General features: G+C 67.3%; 19 protein-coding genes. 11 read left to right on the top strand and 8 right to left on the bottom strand.

The annotated features are described in order from the left end of the window. Position 1: 1 nt before the first annotated feature. Positions 2 to 3,337, top strand: a complete 3,336-nt coding sequence (locus ABWO17_RS14805; RefSeq protein WP_353119858.1) for a CFI-box-CTERM domain-containing protein — start codon at positions 2 to 4, stop codon at positions 3,335 to 3,337. 138 nt (positions 3,338 to 3,475) lie between these two features. Here ABWO17_RS14805 and ABWO17_RS14800 read toward each other — a convergent pair whose 3' ends face one another. After that, positions 3,476 to 4,135 (bottom strand): DUF4124 domain-containing protein, encoded by a 660-nt coding sequence (locus ABWO17_RS14800; RefSeq protein ID WP_353119856.1) that lies wholly within the window; start codon positions 4,133 to 4,135, stop codon positions 3,476 to 3,478. A gap of 41 nt (positions 4,136 to 4,176) precedes the next feature. On the opposite strand from ABWO17_RS14800, the gene ABWO17_RS14795 reads away from it, so the two are divergent. Further along, positions 4,177 to 4,875 carry a transglycosylase SLT domain-containing protein gene (locus ABWO17_RS14795; protein ID WP_353119854.1) on the top strand — a complete coding sequence of 233 codons (699 nt, stop codon included), beginning with the start codon at positions 4,177 to 4,179 and terminating at the stop codon, positions 4,873 to 4,875. A gap of 79 nt (positions 4,876 to 4,954) precedes the next feature. Here the strand turns inward: ABWO17_RS14795 and ABWO17_RS14790 are convergent, their stop codons facing one another. Further along, complete coding sequence (locus tag ABWO17_RS14790; protein WP_353119853.1) at positions 4,955 to 5,758, bottom strand: prepilin peptidase; 804 nt, start codon at positions 5,756 to 5,758, stop codon at positions 4,955 to 4,957. Positions 5,759 to 5,948: 190 nt separating this feature from the next. On the opposite strand from ABWO17_RS14790, the gene ABWO17_RS14785 reads away from it, so the two are divergent. From ABWO17_RS14785 to mtgA, 4 genes are all read left to right on the top strand, one after another. Next, the gene (locus ABWO17_RS14785) at positions 5,949 to 7,067 is read left to right on the top strand and encodes a type IV pilus twitching motility protein PilT (protein WP_353119851.1); all 1,119 of its coding nucleotides are present in this window, start codon (positions 5,949 to 5,951) and stop codon (positions 7,065 to 7,067) included. 174 nt (positions 7,068 to 7,241) lie between these two features. Next, positions 7,242 to 9,287, top strand: a complete 2,046-nt coding sequence (locus ABWO17_RS14780; RefSeq protein WP_353119849.1) for an AAA family ATPase — start codon at positions 7,242 to 7,244, stop codon at positions 9,285 to 9,287. Between the two features lie 515 nt (positions 9,288 to 9,802). Then, the gene (locus ABWO17_RS14775; protein WP_353119847.1) at positions 9,803 to 11,407 is read left to right on the top strand and encodes a PhoH family protein; all 1,605 of its coding nucleotides are present in this window, start codon (positions 9,803 to 9,805) and stop codon (positions 11,405 to 11,407) included. A gap of 338 nt (positions 11,408 to 11,745) precedes the next feature. After that, a complete protein-coding gene (gene mtgA / locus ABWO17_RS14770) occupies positions 11,746 to 12,999 on the top strand; it encodes a monofunctional biosynthetic peptidoglycan transglycosylase (RefSeq protein WP_353119846.1) in 1,254 nt (417 codons plus the stop codon). Positions 13,000 to 13,028: 29 nt separating this feature from the next. On the opposite strand, the gene ABWO17_RS14765 is transcribed toward mtgA, so the two are convergent. From ABWO17_RS14765 to ABWO17_RS14745, 5 genes are all read right to left on the bottom strand, one after another. Beyond that, entirely contained in the window at positions 13,029 to 13,721 is a 693-nt protein-coding gene (locus ABWO17_RS14765; protein WP_353119844.1) for a class I SAM-dependent methyltransferase, read from the bottom strand. A 312-nt stretch (positions 13,722 to 14,033) separates the two neighbouring features. Next, the gene (locus ABWO17_RS14760; protein ID WP_353119842.1) at positions 14,034 to 14,897 is read right to left on the bottom strand and encodes a glycine betaine ABC transporter substrate-binding protein; all 864 of its coding nucleotides are present in this window, start codon (positions 14,895 to 14,897) and stop codon (positions 14,034 to 14,036) included. Between the two features lie 263 nt (positions 14,898 to 15,160). Further along, a complete protein-coding gene (locus tag ABWO17_RS14755) occupies positions 15,161 to 16,027 on the bottom strand; it encodes an ABC transporter permease (RefSeq protein WP_353120055.1) in 867 nt (288 codons plus the stop codon). A gap of 53 nt (positions 16,028 to 16,080) precedes the next feature. Then, positions 16,081 to 17,274 (bottom strand): quaternary amine ABC transporter ATP-binding protein, encoded by a 1,194-nt coding sequence (locus ABWO17_RS14750; protein WP_353119840.1) that lies wholly within the window; start codon positions 17,272 to 17,274, stop codon positions 16,081 to 16,083. Positions 17,275 to 17,884: 610 nt separating this feature from the next. Next, positions 17,885 to 18,130 carry a hypothetical protein gene (locus ABWO17_RS14745; protein WP_353119838.1) on the bottom strand — a complete coding sequence of 82 codons (246 nt, stop codon included), beginning with the start codon at positions 18,128 to 18,130 and terminating at the stop codon, positions 17,885 to 17,887. Here ABWO17_RS14745 and ABWO17_RS14740 point away from each other — a divergent pair. The 4 genes from ABWO17_RS14740 (at position 18,123) to ABWO17_RS14725 (ending at position 23,114) form a co-directional block, all read left to right on the top strand. Then, positions 18,123 to 18,914, top strand: a complete 792-nt coding sequence (locus ABWO17_RS14740; protein ID WP_167125710.1) for a 4Fe-4S double cluster binding domain-containing protein — start codon at positions 18,123 to 18,125, stop codon at positions 18,912 to 18,914. The genes ABWO17_RS14745 and ABWO17_RS14740 overlap by 8 nt on opposite strands. A 73-nt stretch (positions 18,915 to 18,987) precedes the next feature. Continuing rightward, positions 18,988 to 19,581 (top strand): rhodanese-like domain-containing protein, encoded by a 594-nt coding sequence (locus ABWO17_RS14735; protein ID WP_353119836.1) that lies wholly within the window; start codon positions 18,988 to 18,990, stop codon positions 19,579 to 19,581. Positions 19,582 to 20,005: 424 nt separating this feature from the next. After that, positions 20,006 to 21,814, top strand: a complete 1,809-nt coding sequence (locus ABWO17_RS14730; protein WP_353119834.1) for an SEL1-like repeat protein — start codon at positions 20,006 to 20,008, stop codon at positions 21,812 to 21,814. 34 nt (positions 21,815 to 21,848) lie between these two features. After that, complete coding sequence (locus ABWO17_RS14725) at positions 21,849 to 23,114, top strand: MFS transporter (RefSeq protein WP_353119832.1); 1,266 nt, start codon at positions 21,849 to 21,851, stop codon at positions 23,112 to 23,114. 143 nt (positions 23,115 to 23,257) lie between these two features. Here ABWO17_RS14725 and ABWO17_RS14720 read toward each other — a convergent pair whose 3' ends face one another. Then, entirely contained in the window at positions 23,258 to 24,115 is an 858-nt protein-coding gene (locus tag ABWO17_RS14720; RefSeq protein ID WP_353119831.1) for an inositol monophosphatase family protein, read from the bottom strand. 209 nt (positions 24,116 to 24,324) lie between these two features. Here ABWO17_RS14720 and ABWO17_RS14715 point away from each other — a divergent pair, with 209 nt between their 5' ends. After that, positions 24,325 to 25,269 (top strand): endonuclease/exonuclease/phosphatase family protein, encoded by a 945-nt coding sequence (locus ABWO17_RS14715; protein WP_353119829.1) that lies wholly within the window; start codon positions 24,325 to 24,327, stop codon positions 25,267 to 25,269. Positions 25,270 to 25,350: the final 81 nt, after the last annotated feature.

Genomic DNA, 25,350 nt, shown 5'->3' with positions numbered 1-25,350 from the left:
CATGAACGCCAAAGGCTTCACCCTCATCGAAACCATCGTGGTCCTGATGCTTGCGGGCGTATTGGCCGCCGTGGCCGGGGTGGGCATAGTTACCGGGGCGCGCAGCTTCGTTGACGCGCGCGAGGCCAGCGAACTGGCGCAGGAAGCGCAACTGGCCATGGACCGCCTGACCCGCGAGATTGTCGAACTGGTGGACATACCCGCCAACAGTTCCTCCACCCTGCTGGTGGTGCGCAACGTGGGCGGGGGGGGCACGGCGCAGTTCAACAGGTCCATCCAGTACGTGGCCAACGTGGGCCAGATACGCATTGCCGACGGCACCGGCGGGGCGGCCAACGGCGATACGCTCATCGACAACGTGACCGCCTTCAGCCTTGCCTACCTGCGCCAGCAGGAAGACAGCATCAACCTGACCTCCGCCAATTCCTGGGCGTCCGATACGGATTCGCGCCTGCTCGCGGCCATCGACGTCACGTTTACCCTTACCGCGCCGGGCGGCACCACCCGCACCTTCACCAACCGCATCGTGCCCCGCAACAACGAAAACCGGGGCGGCAACACCGAAGACGTAAGCCCCCCATCGCTGGCCCGCTACGACGTATGCTTCGTGGCCACGGCGGCGGCGGGCGATGGCGGCCACCCCGTGGTGGTGCAACTGCGAGAATTTCGCGACAGGTTGCTGCTGCCATGGGATGGCGGGCGGGCGCTGGTGCGCGCCTATTACGCCGTGGGGCCGGACATGGCCCGCGTGATCGCCGCGCACGAGCCGCTGCGCGCGGCAACCCTGGCCGTGCTGACACCCGTGGCCGCGCTGGCGGGCATGGCCGTACATGCCCCCGGCTGGCTGGCGGCCTGCGTGGTGCTTTCCGTGCTGCTGGTGGCGGTGGCGAGCCGCGCCCTGCGCAGGGGCCGCGCCGCCGCGCAGGCGGCCATCGGCACCGCCATGGGTACTGCCCGATACGGCACGGGCATCGCCAGCAACGCCGGGCAGCGCGGGGCCGTGCTGCTGAGCGCCATTGTCACCATTGTCGCCTTTTCCGTGCTGGCCGCCACCATGCTGCCCATGATGACCGGGTCCATGATGGGCGAAATTGCCGCCGTGCAGGGCGACCAGGCCTACTACCTTGCGGAATCGGGCTTTGGCGCGGCGGGCAGCATGTTTCTTGCGGCAGGCGACGAGCAGGCCCGCAAGGACCTGCTGGAAACCATGGACGGCTCCACCTACACCTTCACAGGCAACGCAGGGTCGTTCACCCTGGAGGTGGAACCCTACTGGTACGAGGTGACCAGCAAAAGCGGCACCTCGCTTACCACCAAGGCCTACGGCACTCCGCCGGCACTGCCATCCGGCCAGGCCGGGCGGTTGCGCATAGGCACCGGGTCTACCATGTACGCGTACAGCAGCATCGGCATTTCAGGCGATACCGTCACCTTCACCCTTACCGGCACCACCGGCAACGTGCCCACCGGCACCGACGTGTACCTGACCGCCAACCCCAGCGCCAGCGCCACGGTGACCGAGCGCGGCAACCTTACCCTTGTCGCCAGCCACGCCGCAGCCTTTCCGGACGTGAACGGCATGTTCACCATCCGCGATACCACCAACGGCCACACCGGTCGCGTTTCGTACGTATATCGCCGCAAGTCGGGCAGCACGCTGGAAGACGTGCGGCTGGTGGAGGGACAGGGCATAACATGGTCGAACATCGTGCTTTCCTCCTCGGCGGAAATCACGCTGGAAGCGTACCTGCGCCTGCATTCCACGGGAACCGCCGCCAGCGGCACCACGCGCGAGGTGGTCTACAACGTGCCCATCGGATGGATATTGGGCGGCGGCAACTTCAGCAAGGAACAGTATCAGGATACCTTCGACAACCTGAACGCATGGTTCACGGGCGGTTCCGACGAAGGGCAGTTGGGGTCGCACGCCATATCCAGTGGTGCATTGCATGTGACCGGCATGCTCACGGCGGCCACATCCGCCATTGGCAACCTGTTTTCGTGGTTCACCGGCAGCAACCAGTGGAGCACGCTGTTCTTCAACTGGGGCGCCACCAACGTGAACCTTGCGCGGGGCTGGCTGGATACGGAAGGCAACTCCAGTTACGATTTGCAATTCAAGACGCAGGTGGCCAGCCAGAGCACGGAAGGCCAGTACTTCGGCGGGGTGCTGTTCCGGGGGCGCAACAACGGCGCCAGCGACCTTGACGGGTTCGGCCTGTCGTTGGTGCGGTTTCGACTGGAGCAGGATTACGTCATCATTTTTGGCTGGGGTTCGTGGTACCTGCCCGGAGACATTCCGTCCTCGCTCATTCCGGGCTACAACAGCGTCAGCGACCCCGGCCCGCTGTTCACCACTTCGGACCAGACCATCACCACCAGTGGCTGGTTAACCCGGGAACGCAGCAGACTCTCGCGCCCGGCCATCCTGCTGTGGGAACGGCGCAACGGGAATTTCAACTGGCTGGCCTACAAGCTGCTGGGCCAGTCATCCGGCATCATCACCTACAACAGCAGCGGACCGACCTACAGCCTGAAGGACTGGTCTTCCCTGCTGGTGCGCCTGGTGGAAGGACAAGAAATATCCTTCCGCAATGGCGGCGGTGCCAGCGGCTCGGGCGGCACCCTGCGCATCAATTACGGCGACGAGATAACCACCACCAGCGGTGCCAAGGCACGTGTCATCGGCCAGCCCATCGTCACCAGCGGCGACTGGGCGTCCGGCACCGCGCAGGGCACGCTGGTGCTGACCAACGTGGATACCGGCACCAGCGGCAGCTTTGGCAGCGGGCAGGCCATCAGGGTGGACAACGTGCAGCACGCGGTGATCAACACCACGGGTGTGGGCAGCAAGACCAACTTCATCCGGGTGTACTACGGGGACAACAACACCAGCAGTTCGACCACGGGCGACGCCACGCCCTACAACCCCGCCTCGCCGGGCGCCAACACCTCGTATACCACCAGCCAGCGCATCCGGAACCCGCGCATCACCACCACAGACGGCAAGCTGAACTGGATACCCGACGACTACGAGCAGTGGACATCATCCACCGACTATTTCTCGATGGTGCAGTGGGACGGGGTGAACACCGGCGTTTCCGGCGTGACATCGCTGGGCGAACGCCTGGACAGCACCAACCTGACCAACACCATAGTGCGCAGCACCAACCTGCTCTCGCCCACGTACGACGCCAGCAACCCGAACTACACGCCGCAGGAAGGCATATCCATCGTCACCAGCGGACCCACGGGCGACAATTTCTACTTCGACGATTTCGGCTTGCAGTTGGACCTGCGCGGCGGCAAGGGCTTTCTGCCGCCCATCCAGCAGTAGGCGCAGGCGTACAGGGGGCCGTGGGCGCACGGCTGGGCGCACGGACCCTGTCAGCGCAAAAAGACAAACGCGCCCCCCGAGGTTTCGGGAAGCGCGTGGGCATGTCGATGGAAATGGCAAGAGAAGGAGACGGACGGTCTACTGCCCGCCTTCGCCAGCGGAGGATTCGCCGTCCGCGTCCAGCAGCTTGAGGCGGCTTTCCACCTCGTTGATGCGACCTTCCACCTCGTTCTGGTGGTAGCGCGAACGCTGCTTGGCGTAGCCATCGCCCTTGGCGCGGGCGCGCCGGTTGTCGAGGTCGTAGGCCTCTTTTTCCTTCTGGAGTTCCTCCAGGCGGTGTTGCAGGGCCTCGCGCTCCTGCGCCTTGGGGTCCGGTGCGGACTGGATGGATGGCGGCAACTGTCCGTCGGCGCCGACGCCCAGTTGGCCCGGTTGGCCAAATTGACCGGGTTGCAGGGGCTGGCCATCGGGACCGACATGCACGGGCTGGCCGTCCGGCCCCCGCACGGGCTGACCGTCCGGCTTCATCAGTACGCCGTCCACAACATGCACGCCGTCTTCACTCTGGGCGGGGGCGTTGGAGGTGTCCGGGGCGCCGGGCCGCGCTTCGTTGGGCGTTGCGGAAAGGCTTTTCATGTCGGCGGGGGCCTGCACCGGTGGCTTGTCGGTAATATGCTTCACGCCCTTTTCGTCGGTCCAGATGTAGACCTTGCCGCCAAGGGCCACGCCCGGCGCAACCAGCAACCCGGCCACCAGCAATGCCGCCAGCGGCGCACCCGGCCTACGCAGTGAGAACATCGGTACCTCCCATGCATCACATGACATTCAGGCCCCGCTCGATGCCCGTTCCGGCACCCGGCCCCCATGGAGTACCGTACACCAAGGAGCCCACATCGGCCACGCCCCTTAGATGGCGCGGGCGGGGCCGCGTGGCCCTGCTGGCGGCGGCGCTGACGCTGGCCATGGCCGCGCCCTTCGGTGCGTGCGGGTGGCATGTCCGCCCCGCCGCCGCCGCGCCCGCCGGAGAGATCGTCACCATCTACCGCTATGTGGACGAGGACGGCGTGGTGCACCTTACCGACAAGCCAAAGGGCGACACGCGCTACCGGGTGTTCGGGCGGTTCAAGGTGCAGGAACTGGTAAAGGCCGTGGGGCCGGTGGGCATAAAGGGGCTGGCCGCCCGGCACGGCGCGCGCCACGGCGTGGACCCCAAACTGGTGGAAGCGGTAATCGCCGTGGAATCGAACTACGACCCCACTGCCGTTTCACCCGCCGGGGCGCAAGGGCTGATGCAGATCATGCCCGGCACCCAGCGCGACCTGGGGGTTTCCGCGCCGTTCGACGCCGACGCCAACGTGGAGGGCGGCGTGCGCTACCTGAAATCGCTCATGGACCGCTTCGGCGAGCTGCCGCTGGCGCTGGCCGCCTACAACGCCGGGCCGGAACGGGTGGCGAAGCACGGCGGCATTCCGCCCATACCGGAAACGCAGCAGTACGTGACCAAGGTGATGGACACCTATGCGCGGCTTTCGCAGTAGGGGCTGTTTCCAACTTGTCTTTTCGCCCGTTGCAAAAAGGATGGCTGCGGGCTGGGGCTGTTTCCAAATCAGAACGGTTCTAGATCGGCTTGCCGGTAACAACCCCGAACCACCAGCGCACCAGCGCCGGGCCGTACAGCATGTACACCACCGCGCCCAGGCTGAGGAACGGGCCGAAGGGAATGGCCACCTCGCGCGCGGACTGCCCCACTTCGCGGCGGCGCAGAAACCACACGGCGGCCAGCAGGGCCAGAAGGCCCGCCAGCAGCGTGACCACGGGCAGGGCCTGCCAGCCGCACAGCCCGCCAATGAGCGCCATAAGCTTCACGTCGCCAAGGCCCATGCCGTCTATGCCGCGCACCCGCTTGAAGCCCGCCAGCACCAGCCAGAACGTGCCGCCCCCCGCCACCGCGCCGATCAGGCTGTCGGCCAGGGGCATGTCCAGCAGCAGTATGGCGGCCACCGGGGCGGCCACGGCACCGGTCAGGATGATGACGTCGGGCAGGATGAACGTTTCGAAGTCGATGAACGAGGCCACCAGCAGCGCCCCGCCGAACACCATGTACACGGCGAAGGGCCACGTGGCGCCAAAGCGCAACGCCAGCAGCAGGGCCAGCAGGCCGGACGCGGCCTCGACAATGGGATAGCGCGGGCTGATGCGCTGGCCGCAGGCATGGCAGCGCCCGCGCAAGGCAAGGTAGCTGAGAATGGGCACCAGATGCCACGGGCGCAGGCGCGCCGCGCAGTGCGGGCAGTGCGACGGCGGCCACAGCAGCGACTGCCCCTCGATGGCGCGATGGATGCACACGTTGTAGAAGCTGCCAAGCACAAGGCCAAGCACCAGCGCAAGCCACGGAAAGACGGTGGGGTCGGTGTACGGCATGGCGGCGGCTCCTTCTTCTGCGTTGCGCAAGCGACTTCTAGCAGAAGGGGCCGCGACACGCCATTAGTATACGATACTTGATTATTCCGCCCATCCGCATAGGATCGGGCCAGCCTGAAAGGCGGCATCCGGCCCGCCCCAACCGAAGGCACATCCCCCACCGCCGCCCGTGCGGCGCAAGGAACCACGCATGGCACGCATCGACCAGTTCTTCCACATCCTGCACGGGCTTGGCGGCTCGGACCTGCACCTTTCCAGCGGCTGCACGCCCATGGTGCGCGTGCACGGCACGTTGCAACGGCTGGATCACCCCGCGCTGGACGACGCCGGGCTTGCGGCCATGCTGGACGAAATCATTCCCCCGGCCCGGCGCGACGAATTCGCCGCCAGCGGCGACCTGGACTTCGGCTATGCCGTGCCCGGCATGGCCCGCTACCGCGCCAACTTCTACCGCCACGAACGCGGCGTGGGTGCGGCATTTCGCGAAATTCCCGGCAACATCCCCTCGGTGGAGTCGCTGGGCCTGCCCCCGCTGCTGCGCGACCTGGCCATGCTGCCCAAGGGCCTCGTGCTGCTGACAGGCCCAACCGGCAGCGGCAAGTCCACCACGCTGGCGGCCATGATCGACCACGCCAACACCCACCGCCGCGACCACATCATCACCATCGAAGACCCGGTGGAATTCGTGCACGAGCCGCGCGGGTGCCTGATAAACCAGCGCGAGGTGGGCCGACACACCAAAAGCTTTGCCGCCGCCCTGCGCGGCGCCCTGCGCGAAGACCCGGACATCATCCTGGTGGGCGAAATGCGCGACCTGGAAACCATCAGCCTGGCGCTGGAGGCGGCGGAAACCGGGCACCTTGTGCTGTCCACGGTGCACACCATATCTGCGCCCAAGACCATCGACCGCATCGTCGAGGTGTTTCCGCCCGAAATGCAGGCCCAGATCCGCACCAGCCTTTCGGAAACCTTGCAGGCCGTCATTTCGCAGGTCCTCTTTCCGCGCGCCGACAGGCCGGGCCGGGTGGCCGCGCTGGAAATCATGCTGGGCGTGCCCGCCGTGCGCAACCTGATCCGCGAAAGCAAGACCTACCAACTGCCCAGCGTGCTGCAAACCGGCAAGAACGCGGGCATGCAGACCCTGGACGACGACATTCTGCGCCTGCTGGACGCGGGGTTGATCAAGCCGCGCGACGCCGCCGTGCACGTGGCCGACAAACCGCGCTTCAAGCCGTATCTGGCCGGGGTGAACGCAACCCCCGTGGCCCGCATGGGTAGCGCGGCGGACCTTGCGGATGACGATTTCTGATGGCGACGTGCGCTCGGCGAGATGCACGGGCGCCGGGCGGGCAGCAGGTGCCGAGCGGGCAGCCGGTGCCGGGAACATGACGACAACGAGTTCTGGTCGGCGACCGCACCGGACACCACGGCTCCCACGTGGCCAAAGCCTTCCACGGTTCCCCGGGTCTTCCAAGGACATGCCATGAATTATCTTGAATTGCTGGGCCTTTCGCGCGAGCCGTTTTCCACCTCGCCAGACCCGCTCTCGTACTACCGCGCGCCCGGCCACGAGCTGTGCCTGCACCGGCTGGAAATAGCCGTGCGGCTGCGGCGCGGGCTGAACGTGGTGCTGGGCGAGGTGGGCACCGGCAAGAGCACCCTGTGCCGCTGCCTGCTGCGCGCCTTTGCCGAACAGCCGGAAGTGACGGCCCACCTGATATTGGACCCCGGCTTTGCCAGTGCAGAGGCCTTTGCCCTGCACCTGTGCGACCTGCTGGCCGGGCCGGATGGCGGCGCGGGCGTGCCGGGTGCGGAAAAAAACGCGGAAAGAAACGCGGGGGGTACCGCCGGGGCAAATGCCGTCCCTGACGCCGACCACTTCGGCCCCATGGCGGCGAACATCACGGTCAGCAGCGCGCCCTCGCAGGGGGGCACGCAAGGACCAACACCAGGACTGACCGACACCCCGCGCACTGCCCCTGGCAGCGAGCTGCGGCGCGAGGCCGTGGAACGCATCCAGACCGCCCTGCTGCGCCTGACGCAGGAACAACCCGGCCTTGCCGATCAACTGGGACAACAGGGGCAGCAGGGGCAGCAGGGGCAGCAGGAAGGGGGGCGCATCGTGGTGCTGTGCATCGACGAAGGCCAGAAGCTGCTGCCCGAATGCCTGGAAGTGCTGCGCGAGCTGCTGAACTTCGAGACCAACACCGAAAAGCTGCTCCAGATCATCCTGTTCGGCCAGCGCGAACTGGAAGACACCATTGCCGCGCTGCCCAACTTTCGCGACCGCATCAACGAATACCTGCCCCTGCGCCCCCTTTCGCGGCGAGAGACCATCCGCATGGTACGCCACCGGCTGCGCCTGGCGGGCGGCCCCGCCGGAGAACGGCTGTTCACCCTGCCCGCGCTGCTGGCCGTGCACCACGCCACCGGCGGCTACCCGCGCAAGATCATGCGCCTGTGCCACCAACTGGTCATGAACCTGCTCATCAACAACCGCCGCCGGGTGACCTGGCGCGAGGTGCTGGCCTTTGCCCGCCGCGATGCGGGGCTGGGCGGCAGGCTGGACACCGGTCCCGCGGGTTTTGCGGGCCGGGCGACCGGGCCGGGACTGCTGCGGGTGGCGGGCTATGCCGCGCTGGCGGCAGTGGTGCTGGGCGGGGCCGTGCTGGCGGGGGGGCGCATGCTGTCCGGCGGTGATATGCGCCTGCCGTGGGCATCCGGACGCGGACAGGATGCCGCGCCCGCCGAAGTCCGCACGGACGGTGGCGCGAACGACGGCGCGTCGGGGCTGTTCCGCCCGCTGCTGGCCCTGCTGGGGGTGCCCGGTCAGGGAGACGTTGCGGGAATGAGCGCGGGGACGGGGCAGGACGGGTCCCAGATCAATTCATCCGGTTCGTCTGGCTCATCTGGTTCATCTGGCTCACCTGGGATACCCGTTTCACCCGGCCTGACCAGTCCGGAAACCCGCGCGGGCACCGCGTCCCGCCCTCTGGCGGCAACGTCCGTTGCGCCGTACCCGGCCACAGGTGCCGCCGCGTCCACGGCCATGACCGCTCCGTCCGCCCGGCTGGGGCTGGTGGTGCTGCCGCGCGGCGAAACCCTGCTCGGCCTGCTGGACACCGTGTATGGCCGGGCCGCCACCGTACTGGACGCAGTGATGCAGGCCAACCCCGCCATCACCAACCCCAACCGCCTGCCCTCGGACACCATCCTTGCCCTGCCCGCCCTGGCCATGGAACCGGGCATGGAACGGCGCGGCCAATGCGCCCTGCTGCTGGAAAGCCACGCCACACTGGAGGAAGCCTACCGCGCCCTGCGCGCCAAGGGCGGCGGCAAGCGCGAGGTGGTGCTGACCCCGGTGTGGAAGCCCGACCGGGGGTTGCGCTTCTACCTGATGCCGCCGCGCTTCTACGCCAAACCCGCCGAGGCCCGCGCGGCGGCGGAGCGGCTGTTTCCGCGCTTTCCCGCCGCCACGGTGGAACCCGCCTTCGGCGACGGCGCGGTGTTCTACCGCAATTTCGACTGATTGCCCGGAAGCAGGGGGGAAGCAAGGACATGGGACGTGGTGCGGGCGGGGGCCATCCACGCCCGTTCCGCATATGCCCCACGTTGGCCCGACCGGTGGCAGTCCCCCTTCGCGTTCCCCGCACTCGCGACACGCCAGGGGTCCTGTCCCGACGCCGGGCTGCTGCGTGTCCGGGGCCGGGTGCACACCACCGCACGCCCGAATCCGCCCCGCGCCTGCCACTGCCGCCCGGCTCAATACCGTCCGGCTCGATACCGTCCGCCCGACGCCACCCGGGCCTTCTGCTTCCCACAGCCCGCGCAGCGCGCCATCCGCATGCTTCGCGCCGCCCGTCCCCGGCATGCCATCCCGCCGCAACGCCCGTCACACCACCGTCACCGTATCCTCACCCAACCCCCTTCGGGTGACGCTTCCGTATTCCCGAAAAGCGCGTTAAAGAAAATCTAGACATCCGGAACCCGGAGCGCACGTCGCCCCGCCCATTCCGCCGCGAGGCCCCAAACCCAGGAGCACCCATGGCGAAGAAGAAGGTGGACGCAGGCAACGGCAAGCGCCGCAAGGAACGGGCAGCCCCCGTCACCGGCGCCACATCCGTCCCCGCGCCTTCTGCGATGCAGGAAGAGGCCCCGCCCCTGCCGGAACGCAACGGCAAGATCAAGCTCACGTCACTGGAGGATTTCGAGGAGCATCGGCAATCGCACCACGCCGACCTCAAGAACGCCGCCCGCGCGGCACCCCGCCCCACAGGCAAGGCAAACGGCAAGGCCGCCCGCACGCCCGCCGTGCCCGCCGCATCGGCCCCGTCGACCCCGTCGGGCCAGTCGGGCCAGTCGGGCCAGTCGGGCCGCCGCAAGCCCGCCACGCGCCCCACCACCGGCGAAATCCGCAAGCATTACGTCATCGACACCAACGTGCTGCTGGAAGACCCCGGCTGCATCGAGCAACTGCGCAGCGACAGCGAAAACGCCTGCTACCTGCCCCAGACCGTGCTGCAAGAGCTGGACAAGCTGAAACGCCAGCCCGCCAAGGCCCATCTGGTGTCCCGCGCCGTGTCCGCCGTGGAGGCCGCCGTTACCCAGGGCCACCTGCGGGTGGTCACCGGCGACTATCAGGCCCTGGCCCTGCCCTCGTCCGCGCCGGAGGTCAAATCCTCCCCCGACCAGTACATCATCGCCGACGCCCGCTCGCTGCTGGCCACCGTGCCGCGCGAGGAACCCGTGGTGCTCGTCTCCAACGACCGGCTGCTGCGCATCATGGCCGACACCAGTTCCGGCCTGCGCAGCGAGGAATACCGCTGCTCCATCCCCTTCCGCTCGGAATCGGAACGCTACACCGGCTTCGTGCCGCCTGCAGACGTGGTGCCCAACAGCTTCACCTGGGAAGGGGCGTACCCCGTGTTCCACGACCGCACGCTGGACACGCAGGAGGTCAAGTTCGCGCCCTCCCCGTGGAACATCGTGCCGCGCGACGTGTACCAAGCGCTGGCCATGCGCCTGATGCTGGACCCGGACATTCCGCTGGTCAGCCTGCAATCCACGGCGGGCAAGGGCAAGACCTTCCTGGCCCTTGGCTGTGCGCTGGAAATGGTGCTGAAGGAAAAGCGGCACAAGCGCATCTTCATCTCGAAGCCCCTGGTGGAAATCGGCCCCAAGCTGGGCTACCTGCCCGGCGACCTGACCGAAAAGACCGACCCGTACATGGAATACATCGTGGACCTGATGCTGAAGCTGCACAACGAGCACCGCCGCGCCCCCAATGCGCTGGCGGCCACGCCCAACGGCACCAGCCTCAGCCGCCTGAACCCCAAGGTGATCCAGGTGCTGCCCATCAACTACACGCGGGGCCGCAACCTGGAAGACTGCGTGGTGATTCTGGACGAAACCCAGAACCTCTCGCGCGAGGACCTGCGCACCCTGCTCACCCGCATGGGCCGCAACGTGAAGGTGATCTGCATGGGCGACACCCAGCAGGTGGACGCCCCCTTCAACAGCCCGGAAAACAACGGCCTGAACTGGCTGGTGCGCCTGCTGCGCGGCAACCCCGGCTATGCGCACCTGGTGCTGCGTGGCCGCAAGAGCCGTGGCCCCATCACCGACATGGTGGTGGCGGCAGGGCTGTAGGAGACAGGACGCCTGCGCGCCGACCTGCACCTGCGGGGCAGGATGACGCGGAAGAAAACGAAACGGACAGTTCTCACAGGGGCGGATGCCGCACGGCGTCCGCCCTTTTCCGTGGCTGGCCACATGCGCGAAGGAGCCCGGAAGGACCGGGTGAGGTCACGGGAGGCAGGCGCATCCACGAGTGCGGCACACGGACGCGGCACGCGGCACGCGGCACGGCACGCGGCACGGGGCGCGGCACGGGGCGCGGCACGCAGGCCGGGGCTTTCGGCGCACCGGGGGCAAAATGCCCTTGCCCCTCCCTTGCGCACCCGCACCGGCACGGATAGCATCCTGCCATGTCCACCCGCCATACCCCCCGCAGACTTCATGACACTGTCGAACTGCCCGACATCCAACTGCCCGCGCCCGCCGTCCCGCGTGACGAACTCGGCCTGACGGGCCGCGCCCTGCACGGCGCGGGTTGGCTGATGGGGCGCGTGTTGCGCGGACTGGCGCGGGGCCTGGCACTGGGGGTGACGGCAACTGGCCGGGGGGTGTTCGGCGCGTTGCGCTGGCTGGCCGTATCGGTATGGCGCATGGTGCGCGGCCTGTGGGCGGTCATTGCCCATGTGGTGGGTGCCATGCTGGGGCGCAAGGGCGGCAAGGCGGCGGGTTCGCCGGGCGCGGCTGGCACGACTGATGCCTCCGGCTCGTCTGCCATGCCGGGAGCGGCAAGCGGTGGATCAGGCTCCGGCTGGGGGCCGGAAACCAATCCGCATGAGGAACCCGGCCCATCTCCGCAGGACACGGACCAGCGCGCCTCCCCCTACCTCAGCATGCCGTCGTCCTCCACGACATCCACGCCATCACGAAAAACGCCGCAAGGCCCCACACGCCCGCGCGCGCCGCGCTCCGGCTGGCCGCTGGCCGTGCGGCTGGTGCTGCTGGTGGCGCTGCTGATGGGCGGCGACATCGCCCGCTACGCGGTGTGGCCGCCCGTGGCCACGCTGGGCAAACAGAACCCCGCCGTCACCTCGTTCATGGAATACCGGCAGGGGCAGTGGGCGCGGCAGGGACGCGGCCCCAGCTACCGCCAGGCCTGGGTGGGCCTTGGCAACATCTCGCGCAATCTCGTGCTGGCCGTGACCATCGCAGAGGACGACAAGTTCTGGCAGCACGAGGGCTTTGATCTCGACGGCATGGAGGATGCCTTTCTGCGCAACATCGAGGAAGGGCGCATTGCCGCCGGGGGCAGCACCATCACCCAGCAGCTTGCCAAGAACCTGTGGTTCACCCCGGAAAAGAGCCTGTCGCGCAAGGCCAAGGAGGCCATCATGGCCTGGCGGCTGGAGCGCGAACTATCCAAGAAGCGCATCCTGGAACTGTACCTGAACGTGGTGGAATGGGGCGACGGCGTGTTCGGGGCCGAGGCCGCCGCGCGCCATCACTTCGGCAAGTCCGCCGCCGCGCTCTCCTCGTGGGAGGCGGCCCGCCTTGCGGCGGTGCTGCCCAATCCCCTGCGCTGGTCGCCCACGGGCACCTCGCGCGGGGTGCAGGTGCGGGCGTCGATCATCCATTCGCGCATGGAGCGGCGGATGGGGAGCGACTGATCCGGAAACCGCCGTGGCGGATAGAGGCCCTACGCGCCGGTTTCGAATGCCGCCGTGGCCACCACGTTGCTGCGCAGCAAGGGCACATGGCGCAACAGCGCCCAGGTGATGTTGGGCATGAACTTCAGGCTGGAATCCTGCGTGGAACGGACATCCCCCACCGCAAAACCGGCCACGGTCAGCACCTTGGCCAGTGTGTAGGGCGTGAACCAGTAGCGGTGGTCAGAGTTGATCACCTCTCGTCCGCGCAGCGCCAGCTTGAAATTCTTGTAGAAAAAGGCGTTGGGCACCGTGATGATCACGGCACCGGCGCGCCCCGCGTAGGTTTCGCGCAGCCTGCGCAGAAACCCCACCGGGTCGTCCATGTGCTCCAGCACCTCGCCGAGCACGATGTAGTCCCACCATCCGGCAAGCCGCTCGTCCTGTGAAAACATGTCCAGCACGGCCACGTTGTCGCAGCCGTAGCGGTTGGTCAGTTCGGCCACGGCCCGCTCGTTCACGTCCACGCCAAGGCAGCGCGCGGCCACATCGGTGATGCGGCCGTGCAGCCACGTGCCGTCGCGCATCTTCCTTTCCAGCAGCTCCGCATGGTCGGCGCACCCCACGTGCAGGACGCTTTTGCCAGCCACCCGCCGCGTTATGTACTCGAACCGGGTATCCGTCTGGTCGGAACAGCCCAGGGAAAACCTGTAGCTGCTCCTGAATTCGTCCCCTCGCAGCATCGCAAGATCATGCTCTGTCGGCTTCACGGTATCAGTCCTGTTCCGTTTCGGATGACGATGAGGCCCGCCCGAGGGCATTCGCCCAAAAACGCGGCGCCCTGCCCGGCACAACTGCTATGCGTGATGGCGCACGGGACGGCCTGCAATGTCAAGCAATGTAAAGAGACGTACAGGTACGTGAAGGCCCCCCGGAAAACAACCCGGCCCGGTACGCAGTGGGGTGGGCCGGGCCTGCCGCACATTCCGACAGACTGCCCCAAAAAAAGCGCGACGGTTACCCGCCGCGCTTTCCATTTCTTTCCTCTTCTTCCCCTACTTCCCCAGCCACTCCCTGACCAGTTCGGGGTGCTCCTTCATGAACCGCCGGGCGTTGGCCATGAGGTCCGCGCCCTTTTCCTGATTCCAGGCCATCAGCGTTTCCAGCTGGTTGGCGTCGGCATAGCGGAAGCGGTCGAGAAAGGCGTAGACGTCGGGCATGTCCTTGTCCAGGCCGTTGCGCACCACGGTGTGGATGCGTTCCTCTTCGCCCAGCGTCTTTTTGGGGTCGTCCAGGTAGTGCAGCTTCCAGCGGCCGAACATCCAGTGCGGCGACCAGGCGGTGACCACGATCCATTCCTTGCGGCGGATGGCGTCGTCCAGTGCGGCGGTCATGGTGGCCCCGCTGCCTTCCACCAGAATCATTTCATTCAGGCCGTATTCCTGCATGGCCTTTTCGGACAGCTTCATCAGGCCGGAACCGGGGTCGATGCCGATGACCTTGCCCTTGAACTTGCCCGCATTGGCCTTCAGTTCCTCGATGGACTTCAGGGGCACGTAGTCGGGCACGGCCCAGCCAAGGCGCGCCCCACCCACCAGCGGGCCAAGGTCCTTCACCTTGCCTTCGACCTTCTTCAGGTAGTCGCCGTGGGTCACGGGCAGCCACGCGGTGACCATGCCGTCCACGTCGCCCGTGGCAACGGCCATCCACATGGCGGCGGCGCTGACGGGCAGCACTTCCACCTTGCGGCCCAGCTTGTCTTCTATCACTGCCTTGGCCAGATGGGTGCTGGCGGTGGCGCAGTCCCATTCCACGTAGGCAAGGCGAACGGGCTTGCCGTCCGTTGCCATGGGCGCAGCCGCAAGGGCTTGCGTTGCCAGCAACAGGACCGCCAGGGTCATCAGCACTACTTTCTTCATGTCGTGCTCCTCTGTTGGAGGTTGTGCCGCGCACTGCGGCGATGTGATGCGGGGCGTGCGGTGAGGCCAAGATGAGCACCAGGAGGAATTTTGTTCTCTGCCAAGGAAGGGCGTTTTTTTGTGGAGGGAACATGCCCCAGCCGTCGGTGAGCGCGGAGCGCGAACCTTACGGATGGGGACCGCAACGCGCTCTTAGGTATTTGACCGGAACAAAAAAACGTTCTGACGCAGGCAGAGGGCAAAAGGCCCCTGGTGCCGTCACCTTAGCCGCCCACCCGCTTCCCCACATGCTGCAATATGCGGTCAAGGCAGATGGCCACGATGACGATGCCGATGCCCGCCTCGAACCCGTTGCCCATTTCCAGCCGCTGAATGGCCTTCCACACCTCGCCACCCAGGCCGCGCGCGCCGATCATGGCGGCAATGACCACCATGGACAGGGCCAGCATGACCGTCTGGTTCACGCCCGCCAGCATGGTGGGCGCGGCCAGGGGCAGTTCCAGCTTCACCAGCCGCTGGAAGCGCCCGGTACCGAAGGCTTCCGCGCATTCCACCAGTTCGGCGGGCACCTGCCGGATGCCGAGGCAGGTAAAGCGGATGGCGGGCGGCATGGCAAAGATCACCGTGGCGAACACGGCGGCCACCTTGCCAAGGCCAAAGAAGGGGATGGCGGGAATCAGGTAGACGAAGGCGGGCATGGTCTGCATCACGTCCAGCACGGGCATGACCACGGCGCGGGTCCGGTCGCTCATGGCGGCGGCGATGCCCAGCGGAATGCCCACCAGCACGGCCAGCAGGGTGGCCACCAGCACCAGCGCAAGGGTGCTCATGGTGGCCTGCCACAGGCCCATGTTCCAGACCAGGGCCAGCCCGGCCACGGCAAATACGCCCAGTGCCACCTTGCGGGTGACCCGCCACGCCACCAGCCCCATGAGGGCGATGAGCAGCACCGGCGGCAATGCGTCCAGCCCGGCCTCCAGCAGGTTCAGCCCGCTTTCGGTCACGGCGGAAAAGGCCCGCGTGGCCGGGGCCAGATGGGTGACCAGAAAATCGATGGCCGCTTCCAGCCACCGGCCAAGGGGAATGCGCGGAAAGGTACCGGCAATGTCCGTCAGGCCCGTCAGGCTCATCTGGCTCATCTGGCCCATCATGTTCGTCATGCTCGTCATGTTCGTCACCTCCATCAGGCGTTCCCTCCTCGTTCGGCCAGCGCCCCCAGCAGCAGCCCGCGCACGATGACCCCGGCCAGCCGACCGCGTTCATCGGTGACGGCCAGCGGGTGGGGCAGCCCGGCCATGAGGGGAATCAGTTCGGAGGCGGGGGCATCCGTGGGTACCGTGGTGATGTCGGTGCGCATGATGGCCGCAAGATCGCGCTCGCCGCCCGCCATGTGGTCGGCGATGTCGTCGGCGGTGACCAGCCCCACCAGCTTGTGGTTGCGGTCGAGCACGAACAGGGTGGCGATGGCGTGGTTGCGCATCTTGCGCAGGGCCGTGCGCGGGCCGTCCACGCCCAGCACCGCCACAGCCTCGGACCGCTTCATCACCGTGCCCGCCGTAAGCACGCGGGCAATGTCCACGTCGGCCACGAAGCGGGCCACGTAGTCGTCCGCCGGGCTGGTCAGGATGTCTTCGGGCGTGCCCACCTGCACCACGGACCCGGCGCGCATGAGCACGATGCGGTCGCCGATCTTCAGCGCCTCGTCCAGGTCGTGGCTGATGAACACGATGGTCTTGCGCACGTCGTCCTGCAAACGCAGCAGTTCGTCCTGCATGTCGCGCCGGATCAGCGGGTCAAGCGCGCTGAAGGCCTCGTCCATCAGCAGGATGTCCGGGTCCAGCGCCAGGGCGCGGGCCAGGCCCACGCGTTGCTGCATGCCGCCGGAAAGCTGACCGGGCCGGGCCGCTTCCCACCCGGCAAGGCCCACGCGGGCCAGGGCCTCTGCCGCCTTGTCCCGGCGGGCCGTTTTGGTGGCCCCCATCACTTCCAGCCCGTATTCGGCGTTTTCCAGCACGGTGCGGTGGGGAAACAGCGCGAAATTCTGGAACACCATGCCGAAGGTGCGCTGGCGCAAGGCGCGCAGATCCTTCACCGAAAGGGCGGTCACGTCGGTGCCGTCGATGCGCACCGTGCCGTCGGTGGGTTCGATGAGCCGGTTCAGGCAGCGCACCAGCGTGGACTTGCCGCTGCCGGAAAGGCCCATGACCACCACTATCTCGCCCTCGTCCACGTCGAACGAGGCACGGTTGACGCCCACGGCGTGTTTGGTGCGCTTGTATATCTCGTCCTTGGGTTTGCCCTCGCGGACCATGGCCAGCGCCTTGTCGGGGGCTGGCCCGAATATCTTGGTCAGATTCCTGATCTCTATCTTCGCCATATTGCCTCCTGTACTGCGGGCCACGGGGGCCTTGCTCCGGAAAAGACCGAATGCACCGCCGCAAATGCCGGGGCGAACCCGCCACCGGCCACGCCGTGCGCCATCCGGAAAGGGAACGGGCACGAATGGTCGGCGTGCGGCACGCACCCTCGGCACACACCCGGCGAGGGCGCGCGTCATGTTGTCATGGGGATGTACGGGAGGGAGGAGACACGGAACGGGATGCGCCACCGACAGAGCATGGACAGCCCCGGACCATCATCACGGCATCACGGCATCACGGCATCACGGCACCACGGCACCGGCAGCGAGCCATGGGCGCGGCACGGCCGAAGCCGACCAGGGGGATGGACGCCGCACGTTCAAGGCCCGCGCAAACGGCGGATTCCCGAACCTGCAACACAGGGCACGCCGCAGCCATCATCCTGCCGGGCCGCAAAGGCACGCCGGAGGAAACACAGGCCGCGCAGAGCGACTGCATCCGAAATCCTTGCACACCGAAAATCATGTTATTTCGGTGACAAACATCATACCGAACTCATATGCGCACGGGCAGGCATTCCTTGGCCCTTGCCCGTACACTCAACATCCTCCCGGACATCGAAGCATGCTATTTCAATCTGCCATGAACGCACTTTTCACTACGATAATGAATCAATTTGCTCATGCCATTTTTACAATATACATCAATAAATGCTTCGTGTCCACCCGCGATGTATTTTTGTGTCAATCTCTGGCAGCGCGGTGCGTACAGCACCTTTGGCCCACCTGTGGCAAGCGCGTGCGGAGCCGTTGCACCCAGGCGGAAAACATGCCATCCATGAAAGCAGTACGCTGCGGAGGTGAGCATGGCCATGGACAGTTTTTCCTTGCGACAAGCGGCGTTACGATGGGGGGCGAGCCTGTTCGGCGTGGCCGACCTGGACCGCCTGCGCACCCTGCCCACCCAGCCGGAAAACCTGCTGGACGGCTGGACGCGGGCCATCAGCCTGGGCGTGCGCCTGGCGGACCCGGTGCTGGACGACATCGTGGACGGCCCCACCCCGCTCTACGCCCACCATTTTCGGGCGGTGAACATTCGGCTGGACGACACTGCCCTGCGCCTGGCCCTGCTTATCCAGGAAGCGGGGGGCCGCGCCCTGCCGCTGCCAGCCTCGCAGGCAATGGACTCCGTGGCCTGCACCAGCATGATCTCGCACAAGGCCGTGGCCGTGGCCGCCGGGCTTGGCTGGCAGGGCAAGAGCCTGCTGACCATTTCGCCGCTGTACGGCCCGCGCATCCGCCTGTGCACGGTGCTTACCGACCTGCCCCTGCAACCGGGCCGCCCGCTGATGAACCGTTGCGGCAACTGTACCCGCTGCGCCGACGCCTGCCCCGCCGGGGCCATCAAGGGGACGGCACTGCCGAATGAACCGGGCGCGCACTACGAAAGCCGTGACGAGGCCCTGCACTTCGAACGCTGTCGCACCCTGCTGCAAGAGGATTTCGCCAAACGCCCGCTCATCGGGCATTCGGTGTGCGGGGTCTGCGTCAAGGTGTGCCCGTGGGGGGCGCGCGGCAAGGGTGTGCTGCACGGGCGCGACGACGTGCCCATGACCATGATGGACGACCAGTTCACCCTGTTTCCGCAGTCGTCCTGACCGCATTGTTCCATTGACGCTCCGCCCCGGCCCACGGGGCGTTTGCCCTGCACCGCAGCCAAGGGAGGCTCCCATGGTCAGCGCCATCACCCCCCGAGAACTCGACGACGCCCTGTGCGGCGAAGAGCGCATGCTGCTGCTCGACGTGCGCAGCCGGAGCGAGCGCGACCTGCATCCAGAGGCCATTCCCGGTTCGCAGTGGCGCGACCCGGCCATGGCGGACACGTGGCTGCCCTCCATCCCGGAGGGCACCAGCGCAGTGGTCTATTGTGCGGGCGGGGGAGAGACCAGCCGGGGCATCCAGTCGCGCCTGACTGCCTGCGGAGTGGCCGCGCGCTACCTGGAAGGCGGGCTGGCCGCATGGCAGCGGCAACACGGCGGCGAACATGGCGAACTAGGCGAACAGGGCGAACAGGGCGAACAGGGCGGCCCCGCCGTACGGACGGGCGAAGGCTGCGCCCACTCCCCGTTGCGGGGGGAACCCGGCGGGCATATCCCCGCCGGGGGCGAAAGCGGTCTGCATCGCCCGGCTGTTAACGAAGCCAACGGCCAGCCACGGCGAGGCACCAGCGAGGCAGGGGGGCACGAGCATGCGCGCGGCGGCAGGCCCGAGGTGGCAGGCGGTGCGGGAGGTCGCAGCAGTGGAGAGGGCGGCGGAACCCGCTGAAATCGCGCGAACGTCTGGCAGAACGACGGCATCGCCAGCCACGCAACGGAGTCCCGCTCCATCCTGTTCATGGAGCGCCCCCAGCCTGACGGTCCGTGCAACCGTCTCCCTGGCGCCCACCGCATTACCCCCCGCCCCACACGCGCATAACGCTGACATTCCCGTCGTGCGGGGCGTGGCGGCTTCTCCGCCTGACCGCCACGGCAATCCAATCGCAGAGGCGCTCCGCCCCCCTTCCGTGTTTCGTTCCGGCAGTCCCAGCAGCGGGGCGCGGCACCCGCAGCCTGCCCGGCCCCTGCGGTCCCGCACCCGTTTACCCTCACCCCGGTGCATGCTATGCCCCTGCTTCGGCGCGGCCACCCGCGCGCGGTGCCCAGCTGTGCCGCGCGGCGTGCCGCCCCCCAGCCGCACACCCGGAGTGATCATGACCACAGCCCGCCGCAACGCCGCGAATTTCCGCACGCCCCCCGTTCCGCAGACTTTCATCCGCCCGCGCACCCCGCGCCCCCCGCGCCGCACGGCACGCTTGGCGCTTGTGGCGCTGTTGGTTGCGGGCTTGCTGCTGGGCGGCTGCAAGCCCCCTAAAAAGGGGACGGCCGCGCTGCCGGAGCGCCCCACCTACGTGCGCGAAGTCACGGACCAGAAAGCCGCCACGACTGATACCGCCACGACTGATACCGGCGCCAACGCCGCGAAACCCGCAGCGGAATCGGGCACCGACGGCTCCGGTACGCACGCGCCGGGTTCACTCCAGCAGGGTCCGGACACTCCCGCCGCCCCCGACCTTGTAGTCGCGCCGAACAACATGGCCGACAATCGGCAGCCGGAACCCGAGCCACAGCCGCAAAGTCGCGCCTCCGCCCCCGTGGGCGAACTGGTGGAACTGTCCGATGGTACCACCATGGAGGCGCCCACCCACCCGCAGGACCAGTTCGCCTTTGCCATGGCCCTGTTGCAGGGCGCCGACGGCCAGCCCGACCCCGCCCGCGCCGCATCGTGGCTGGAAAAGTCCGCCGCGCAGGGCTTTGGCCCCGCGCAGGACGTGCTGGCGCGCCTGTATCTGGACGGTACCGGCGTACGCAAGGACGAGGCCAAGGCCTTCTCGCTGGCCATGTCCGCCGCCGAGCAGGACATCATCAACGCGCAGGCCCTTGTGGGCGTGCTGTACACCTACGGGCGCGGCACCCGGCGCGACTTCATGCAGGGCGAGAAATGGCTTTCGCTGGCTGCGGAACGCGGCCACCCACAGGCCTGCGACCTGCTGGCCGAGTACCACCGCAAGGGTCTGGCGGGGCCGGAGAACCAGGAAGAAGCCTTTCGCTGGACGGAACGCGCCGCCGCTCAGGGCGTGGTGCGCGCCCGCTTCTGGCTGGGCGTGCACTACCGCTACGGCATGGGCACCGCGCGCGATGATGCCAAGGCCCTGCACCTGCTGCGCGAGGCCGCCGACGCGGGCAACGCCGACGCCATGGGGCTGGTGGCCGAAATGCTCTACCGGGGCCAGGGCGCCGAGCCGGACATGGCAGGTTCCGTGCGCTACTTCCAGATGGGCGTCAGGGCGGGCGACCTGCATTCGCTGCTCAACCTGGGCATCCTGCACCACGAGGGCACCGGCGTGCCCAAGGACTACCCGCGCAGCCTGGAGTTGTTCGGGCAATGCGCCGAGGGCGGCCACCCGCGCTGCATGACCCTGCTGGGCAGCATGCTGGCCGAGGGCGAAGGGAGCGCAGCGGACATGGTCACCGCCCATTCCTGGCTGACCCGCGCCGTACTGTTCGGCGACGGCGACGCCGCGCCGGTGGCGGCAGAGGTACAACAGCGCATGACACCCGAACAACTGGTGCACTCCAAGAACTTGGCCGCGCAATGGATGCAGGCGCATCCGCAGTTTCAGCCCGGCGTGCCCGCACAACTCGAGCCGGGGGCATCCCCTGCGGCGCCGCAGGCCGCGCCACAGGCCGTGCCGCAAGACACGGGCAAGCCTGCACCGGACGCCGCCACCGGCACCGGCCCCGGCACCGGCCCCGGCATGACGGACATGCCCACCACGCCGCTTGCGTCAAGCGCACCCGACGCCGCCACGCCGCAGGTGTCCACCAATGCGACGGCCCCGGCCGATCAGACGGGCACGGCGGGCACGACGGGCACGGCGGGCAAAACGGGTACGATCACTCCGTCCCCCGCGAAGAAGAAAAACGCCAAGGCTGCCAAGGGCACCCGCACCACCAACTGATACGCGCCGGGCACGACGACGCAACGGACGCAGCATGCCTCCCTTTCCCGATCACCAGGTCCCCCGCGCCACCGGCCCGTTGCGGGTGTTCCGCCACCGCAACTACCGGCTGTTCTTCGGCGGGCAGGCCATCTCGCTGCCCGGCACATGGATGCAATCCATGGCGCAGTCATGGCTGGTATACAGGCTGAGCGAATCCAGCTTCATGCTGGGGGCGCTGGGCTTTGCCGCGCAACTGCCCCTGTTCGTGCTGTCCGTGTTCGGCGGCGCCCTGGCCGACACGCGCGACAGGCGCGCCATCCTGGTAGGCACGCAGGTGGCCTCCATGCTGCTGGCGCTGACCGCCGCCGTGCTGACCATGACCGACGTGGTGCAGGTATGGCACGTGTTCGTGCTGGCCACGGCCCTCGGCATCGTCAACGCCTTCGACGTGCCCACGCGGCAGTCCTTCATCATGGACATGGTGGGGCGGGAAGACCTGCCCACGGCCATCGGGCTGAACTCGTCCATGTTCAACGCGGCCCGTGTCGTCGGCCCCACACTGGCGGGGCTGGTGGTGGCCGCAGCGGGCGAAGGATGGTGCTTTCTGGGCAACGCCGTCAGCTTCGTGCCGGTCATTGCAGGGCTGTTGATGATGCGCCTGCCCGAACATGTGCCCCCACCGCCGGGCCCTTCGACCTTGCAGCGCATTCGCGAAGGGCTGGGCTTTGCCACGCGCCACGAGGGCATCCGCACCACGCTGCTGCTGGTGGGTGCCACCAGCCTCATCGCGGTGAACTATTCGGTGCTGATGCCCGTGGTGGCCGACAAGGTGCTGGGTGGCAACGCCAAAACCCTTGGCCTGCTGCTGGGGGCCGCCGGGGCCGGTGCGCTGCTGGGCGCGCTGTGCCTTGCCCTGCGGCGCGGCAGCAACGGACTGTCCCGATGGGCGCTGTACGCCGCCGTGGGCCTTGGGACCAGCCTGACGGCCTTCGCGCTGTGCCGCACGGTGTGGGCGGCGTTGCTGGCGCTGGTGCCGGTGGGCATGTGCATGGTGGTGCTGATGGCGTCGGCCAATACGCTGTTGCAAATCATGTCGCCCAACGCCTACCGGGGGCGGATCATGGCCTTGTATTCCATGATGTTCCTGGGCATGGGGCCGTTCGGTTCGCTGCTGGGGGGCACGGTGGCGCATGCCCTTGGGCCATCGACCACGCTGCTGCTGTCGGGCATCGTGTGCCTGGGCAACGCGCTGTGGTTCGGGGTGTGGTTGCGGCGGCACGGCCCATCGCTGGAGGCCATGGCCCGCGACGACAACTGAAGCCTGCTGTCGCCCGTCCCGGTATGGCCCGGTATGGCCCGGTTCCGTACTCGGTCGACACTGGTGCAACGCACAAGCAAATGGGGAGAAGGCATGCCGAGCATGTCCTCTCCCCTGTTCTTTCCGCACAGCAAAAGATGCCCTCAGGTGGTTCGCAACCGCTCCAGCAACGCAGGCAGCAATTCGCCGTTGGCGGCGGCAAGGCGGTTGGCGTGCAATGGGTCCGGGTGGCCGTCGATATCGGCCACGGCGCCCCCCGCCTCCCGTACCAGCAACGCCCCGGCGGAAAGGTCCCAGCGCTTCAGGCTGACCACAAAAAAGCCGTCCAGCCGTCCGGCGGCCACATAGGCCAGGTCCAGTGCGGCTGCACCGCCCCGGCGCATGCCCGCCGCACTGCGCGCCACGGCGCAGAACTGCGCCAGATACCCATCCATGCCCGGCCATTTGGGCGGCGGCACCACGGTACCGACCACGGCCTCGTCCAGGCGGCCACGCCGGGCCACATGCAGCGGGCGCCCGTTGCAGAACGCCCCTTGACCGCGCACGGCGGTGAAGAACTCGCGCCGGGCCGGGTCTGCCACCACGCCCAGCACCGCCGCGCCATCCACTTCCAGTGCCACCGAGACCGCATAATACGGAATTCCGTGCACGTAGTTCACCGTGCCGTCCAGCGGATCGACAATCCAGCGGTACGGTGATGCGCCGGATTCTCCCTCGCTATCACCAGATTCCTCGCCCAGCCGGGCATGCTCAGGGTAGGCCTGCCGGATGCGTGCGAAAATGGCTGCCTCCGAGCGGGCATCCAGTTCCGTGGTAATGTCGCCGGGACTCTTGGTGGTGGTGCGCACCCCGGCAAGGCGCGAGCGCCCCCGAGCCAGCACGGCACAGCCTGCCTTGGCGGCATCAAGGGCCACGGACAACGCGGCCTCAAGGTCCAGAGCATGTGCGCCGTTCGCACTGGACGGTACAACAGGGGCGGGGGAGGTTTTCTGCGGGGGCATGACACCATTCCGGCTGAAGGTGGCGAAGCACAGGCCGGTGCGGTGGGCAGCATGCCATTGAGCTCCGCACGACCGCCCTTTTCCTAGCACCGTGCCGCCAAAGGGAAAACCCCACCATCGCACGGCAAATAATGGCATTCCGTAGCAACCCGTTCTAGGGGGGAGACATGCCGGGGTGAGGTGCCGCCACCAACACAAGGAGGAGTGCCATGTTCCACGGCAATGTATCGCCGCACATCGCGGCTGGGCTCCTGGAACTGCGCAAGCGCATCGATGCAGCCAAGGTTCCCTCGTCGCGGGTTGACGAAACCCTGAACATCGCCACCTGGAACATCCGCGAATTCGGCAAGGCAGCCCGAGATCAAGCCGCCATCCACTACATCGCGGAGATCATCGGCCAGTTCGACCTCGTGTCCATTGTCGAGCTGCGGGACGACCTGTCCGACCTCAAGCGCGTCCTCGACATTCTCGGGCCGTACTGGCGCGCCATCTATTCGGACGTCTTTCCGGGCGACGGCGGAAACTACGAACGCATCGCATACGTGTACGACAAGCGTACAGTGGCCTTCAAAGGTTTGGCCGCCACCGCCGTACCCCCAACCAAGAAGCGGGGGACGATGTACCTGCCGGATTTCGCGTGGTGGCGCCCGCCGTATCTTGCTTCGTTCGCATCGGGCAATTTCGACTTCATCGCCATTACGGCGCACATCCAATGGGGTACGGCAGGCGGTCGCGAACTGGAACTTGCGCAGCTTGCGACCTGGATCGACGAACGGCGCACCACGGCACACGCCGTGGACGTCGACATCCTGGCCATGGGCGATTTCAACATCCCCGACCGTACCGGCAAGCTGTACAAGGCCGTGACCTCGAAGGGGTTGTGCCTGCCAAAGGGGCTTGCCGGGCTGGAGCACGGGTCGAACCTGGAAAAGAACAAGCGCTACGACCAGATCCTGCACTACCCCACCTACCCGGAGAACTTCACGAACGTTGGCGGGGTGCTTGATTTCTACATCGACAAGACCAGCATTAACGCCCTGTTCCCCGGCATGAGCAAGACCGACTTCACCTACCAGATGTCCGACCATCTGCCCCTGTGGCTGCAACTGCGTACGGACATTGACGGCATGGTGCTGTCACAGCTGATTTCCTAGGTGCTCCCCCCATCCCGCCCCCATCCTCGCTTCCATGGTGCCGAACGCAGGAAGGCCCCGGTGATTGCTCACCGGGGCCTT

The sequence above is a fragment of the Nitratidesulfovibrio sp. genome, assembly GCF_040373385.1.
GTDB lineage: Bacteria > Desulfobacterota > Desulfovibrionia > Desulfovibrionales > Desulfovibrionaceae > Cupidesulfovibrio.
The sequence above is the reverse complement of the archived record's forward strand: the minus strand, read 5'-3'. Positions and strand labels throughout refer to the sequence as shown.

Bases quoted from the DNA above. Each gene is read 5' to 3' on its own strand.
- ABWO17_RS14720 (WP_353119831.1), bottom strand. From the start codon at position 24,115: ATGCCCCCGCAGAAAACCTCCCCCGCCCCTGTTGTACCGTCCAGTGCG.
- ABWO17_RS14805 (WP_353119858.1), top strand. From the start codon at position 2: ATGAACGCCAAAGGCTTCACCCTCATCGAAACCATCGTGGTCCTGATG.
- ABWO17_RS14730 (WP_353119834.1), top strand. From the start codon at position 20,006: ATGACCACAGCCCGCCGCAACGCCGCGAATTTCCGCACGCCCCCCGTT.
- ABWO17_RS14740 (WP_167125710.1), top strand. From the start codon at position 18,123: ATGGCCATGGACAGTTTTTCCTTGCGACAAGCGGCGTTACGATGGGGG.
- ABWO17_RS14715 (WP_353119829.1), top strand. From the start codon at position 24,325: ATGTTCCACGGCAATGTATCGCCGCACATCGCGGCTGGGCTCCTGGAA.
- ABWO17_RS14795 (WP_353119854.1), top strand. From the start codon at position 4,177: ATGCCCGTTCCGGCACCCGGCCCCCATGGAGTACCGTACACCAAGGAG.
- ABWO17_RS14780 (WP_353119849.1), top strand. From the start codon at position 7,242: ATGAATTATCTTGAATTGCTGGGCCTTTCGCGCGAGCCGTTTTCCACC.
- ABWO17_RS14765 (WP_353119844.1), bottom strand. From the start codon at position 13,721: ATGCTGCGAGGGGACGAATTCAGGAGCAGCTACAGGTTTTCCCTGGGC.
- ABWO17_RS14775 (WP_353119847.1), top strand. From the start codon at position 9,803: ATGGCGAAGAAGAAGGTGGACGCAGGCAACGGCAAGCGCCGCAAGGAA.
- ABWO17_RS14750 (WP_353119840.1), bottom strand. From the start codon at position 17,274: ATGGCGAAGATAGAGATCAGGAATCTGACCAAGATATTCGGGCCAGCC.
- ABWO17_RS14745 (WP_353119838.1), bottom strand. From the start codon at position 18,130: ATGGCCATGCTCACCTCCGCAGCGTACTGCTTTCATGGATGGCATGTT.
- ABWO17_RS14785 (WP_353119851.1), top strand. From the start codon at position 5,949: ATGGCACGCATCGACCAGTTCTTCCACATCCTGCACGGGCTTGGCGGC.
- ABWO17_RS14755 (WP_353120055.1), bottom strand. From the start codon at position 16,027: ATGAGCCTGACGGGCCTGACGGACATTGCCGGTACCTTTCCGCGCATT.
- mtgA (WP_353119846.1), top strand. From the start codon at position 11,746: ATGTCCACCCGCCATACCCCCCGCAGACTTCATGACACTGTCGAACTG.
- ABWO17_RS14725 (WP_353119832.1), top strand. From the start codon at position 21,849: ATGCCTCCCTTTCCCGATCACCAGGTCCCCCGCGCCACCGGCCCGTTG.
- ABWO17_RS14790 (WP_353119853.1), bottom strand. From the start codon at position 5,758: ATGCCGTACACCGACCCCACCGTCTTTCCGTGGCTTGCGCTGGTGCTT.
- ABWO17_RS14760 (WP_353119842.1), bottom strand. From the start codon at position 14,897: ATGAAGAAAGTAGTGCTGATGACCCTGGCGGTCCTGTTGCTGGCAACG.
- ABWO17_RS14800 (WP_353119856.1), bottom strand. From the start codon at position 4,135: ATGTTCTCACTGCGTAGGCCGGGTGCGCCGCTGGCGGCATTGCTGGTG.
- ABWO17_RS14735 (WP_353119836.1), top strand. From the start codon at position 18,988: ATGGTCAGCGCCATCACCCCCCGAGAACTCGACGACGCCCTGTGCGGC.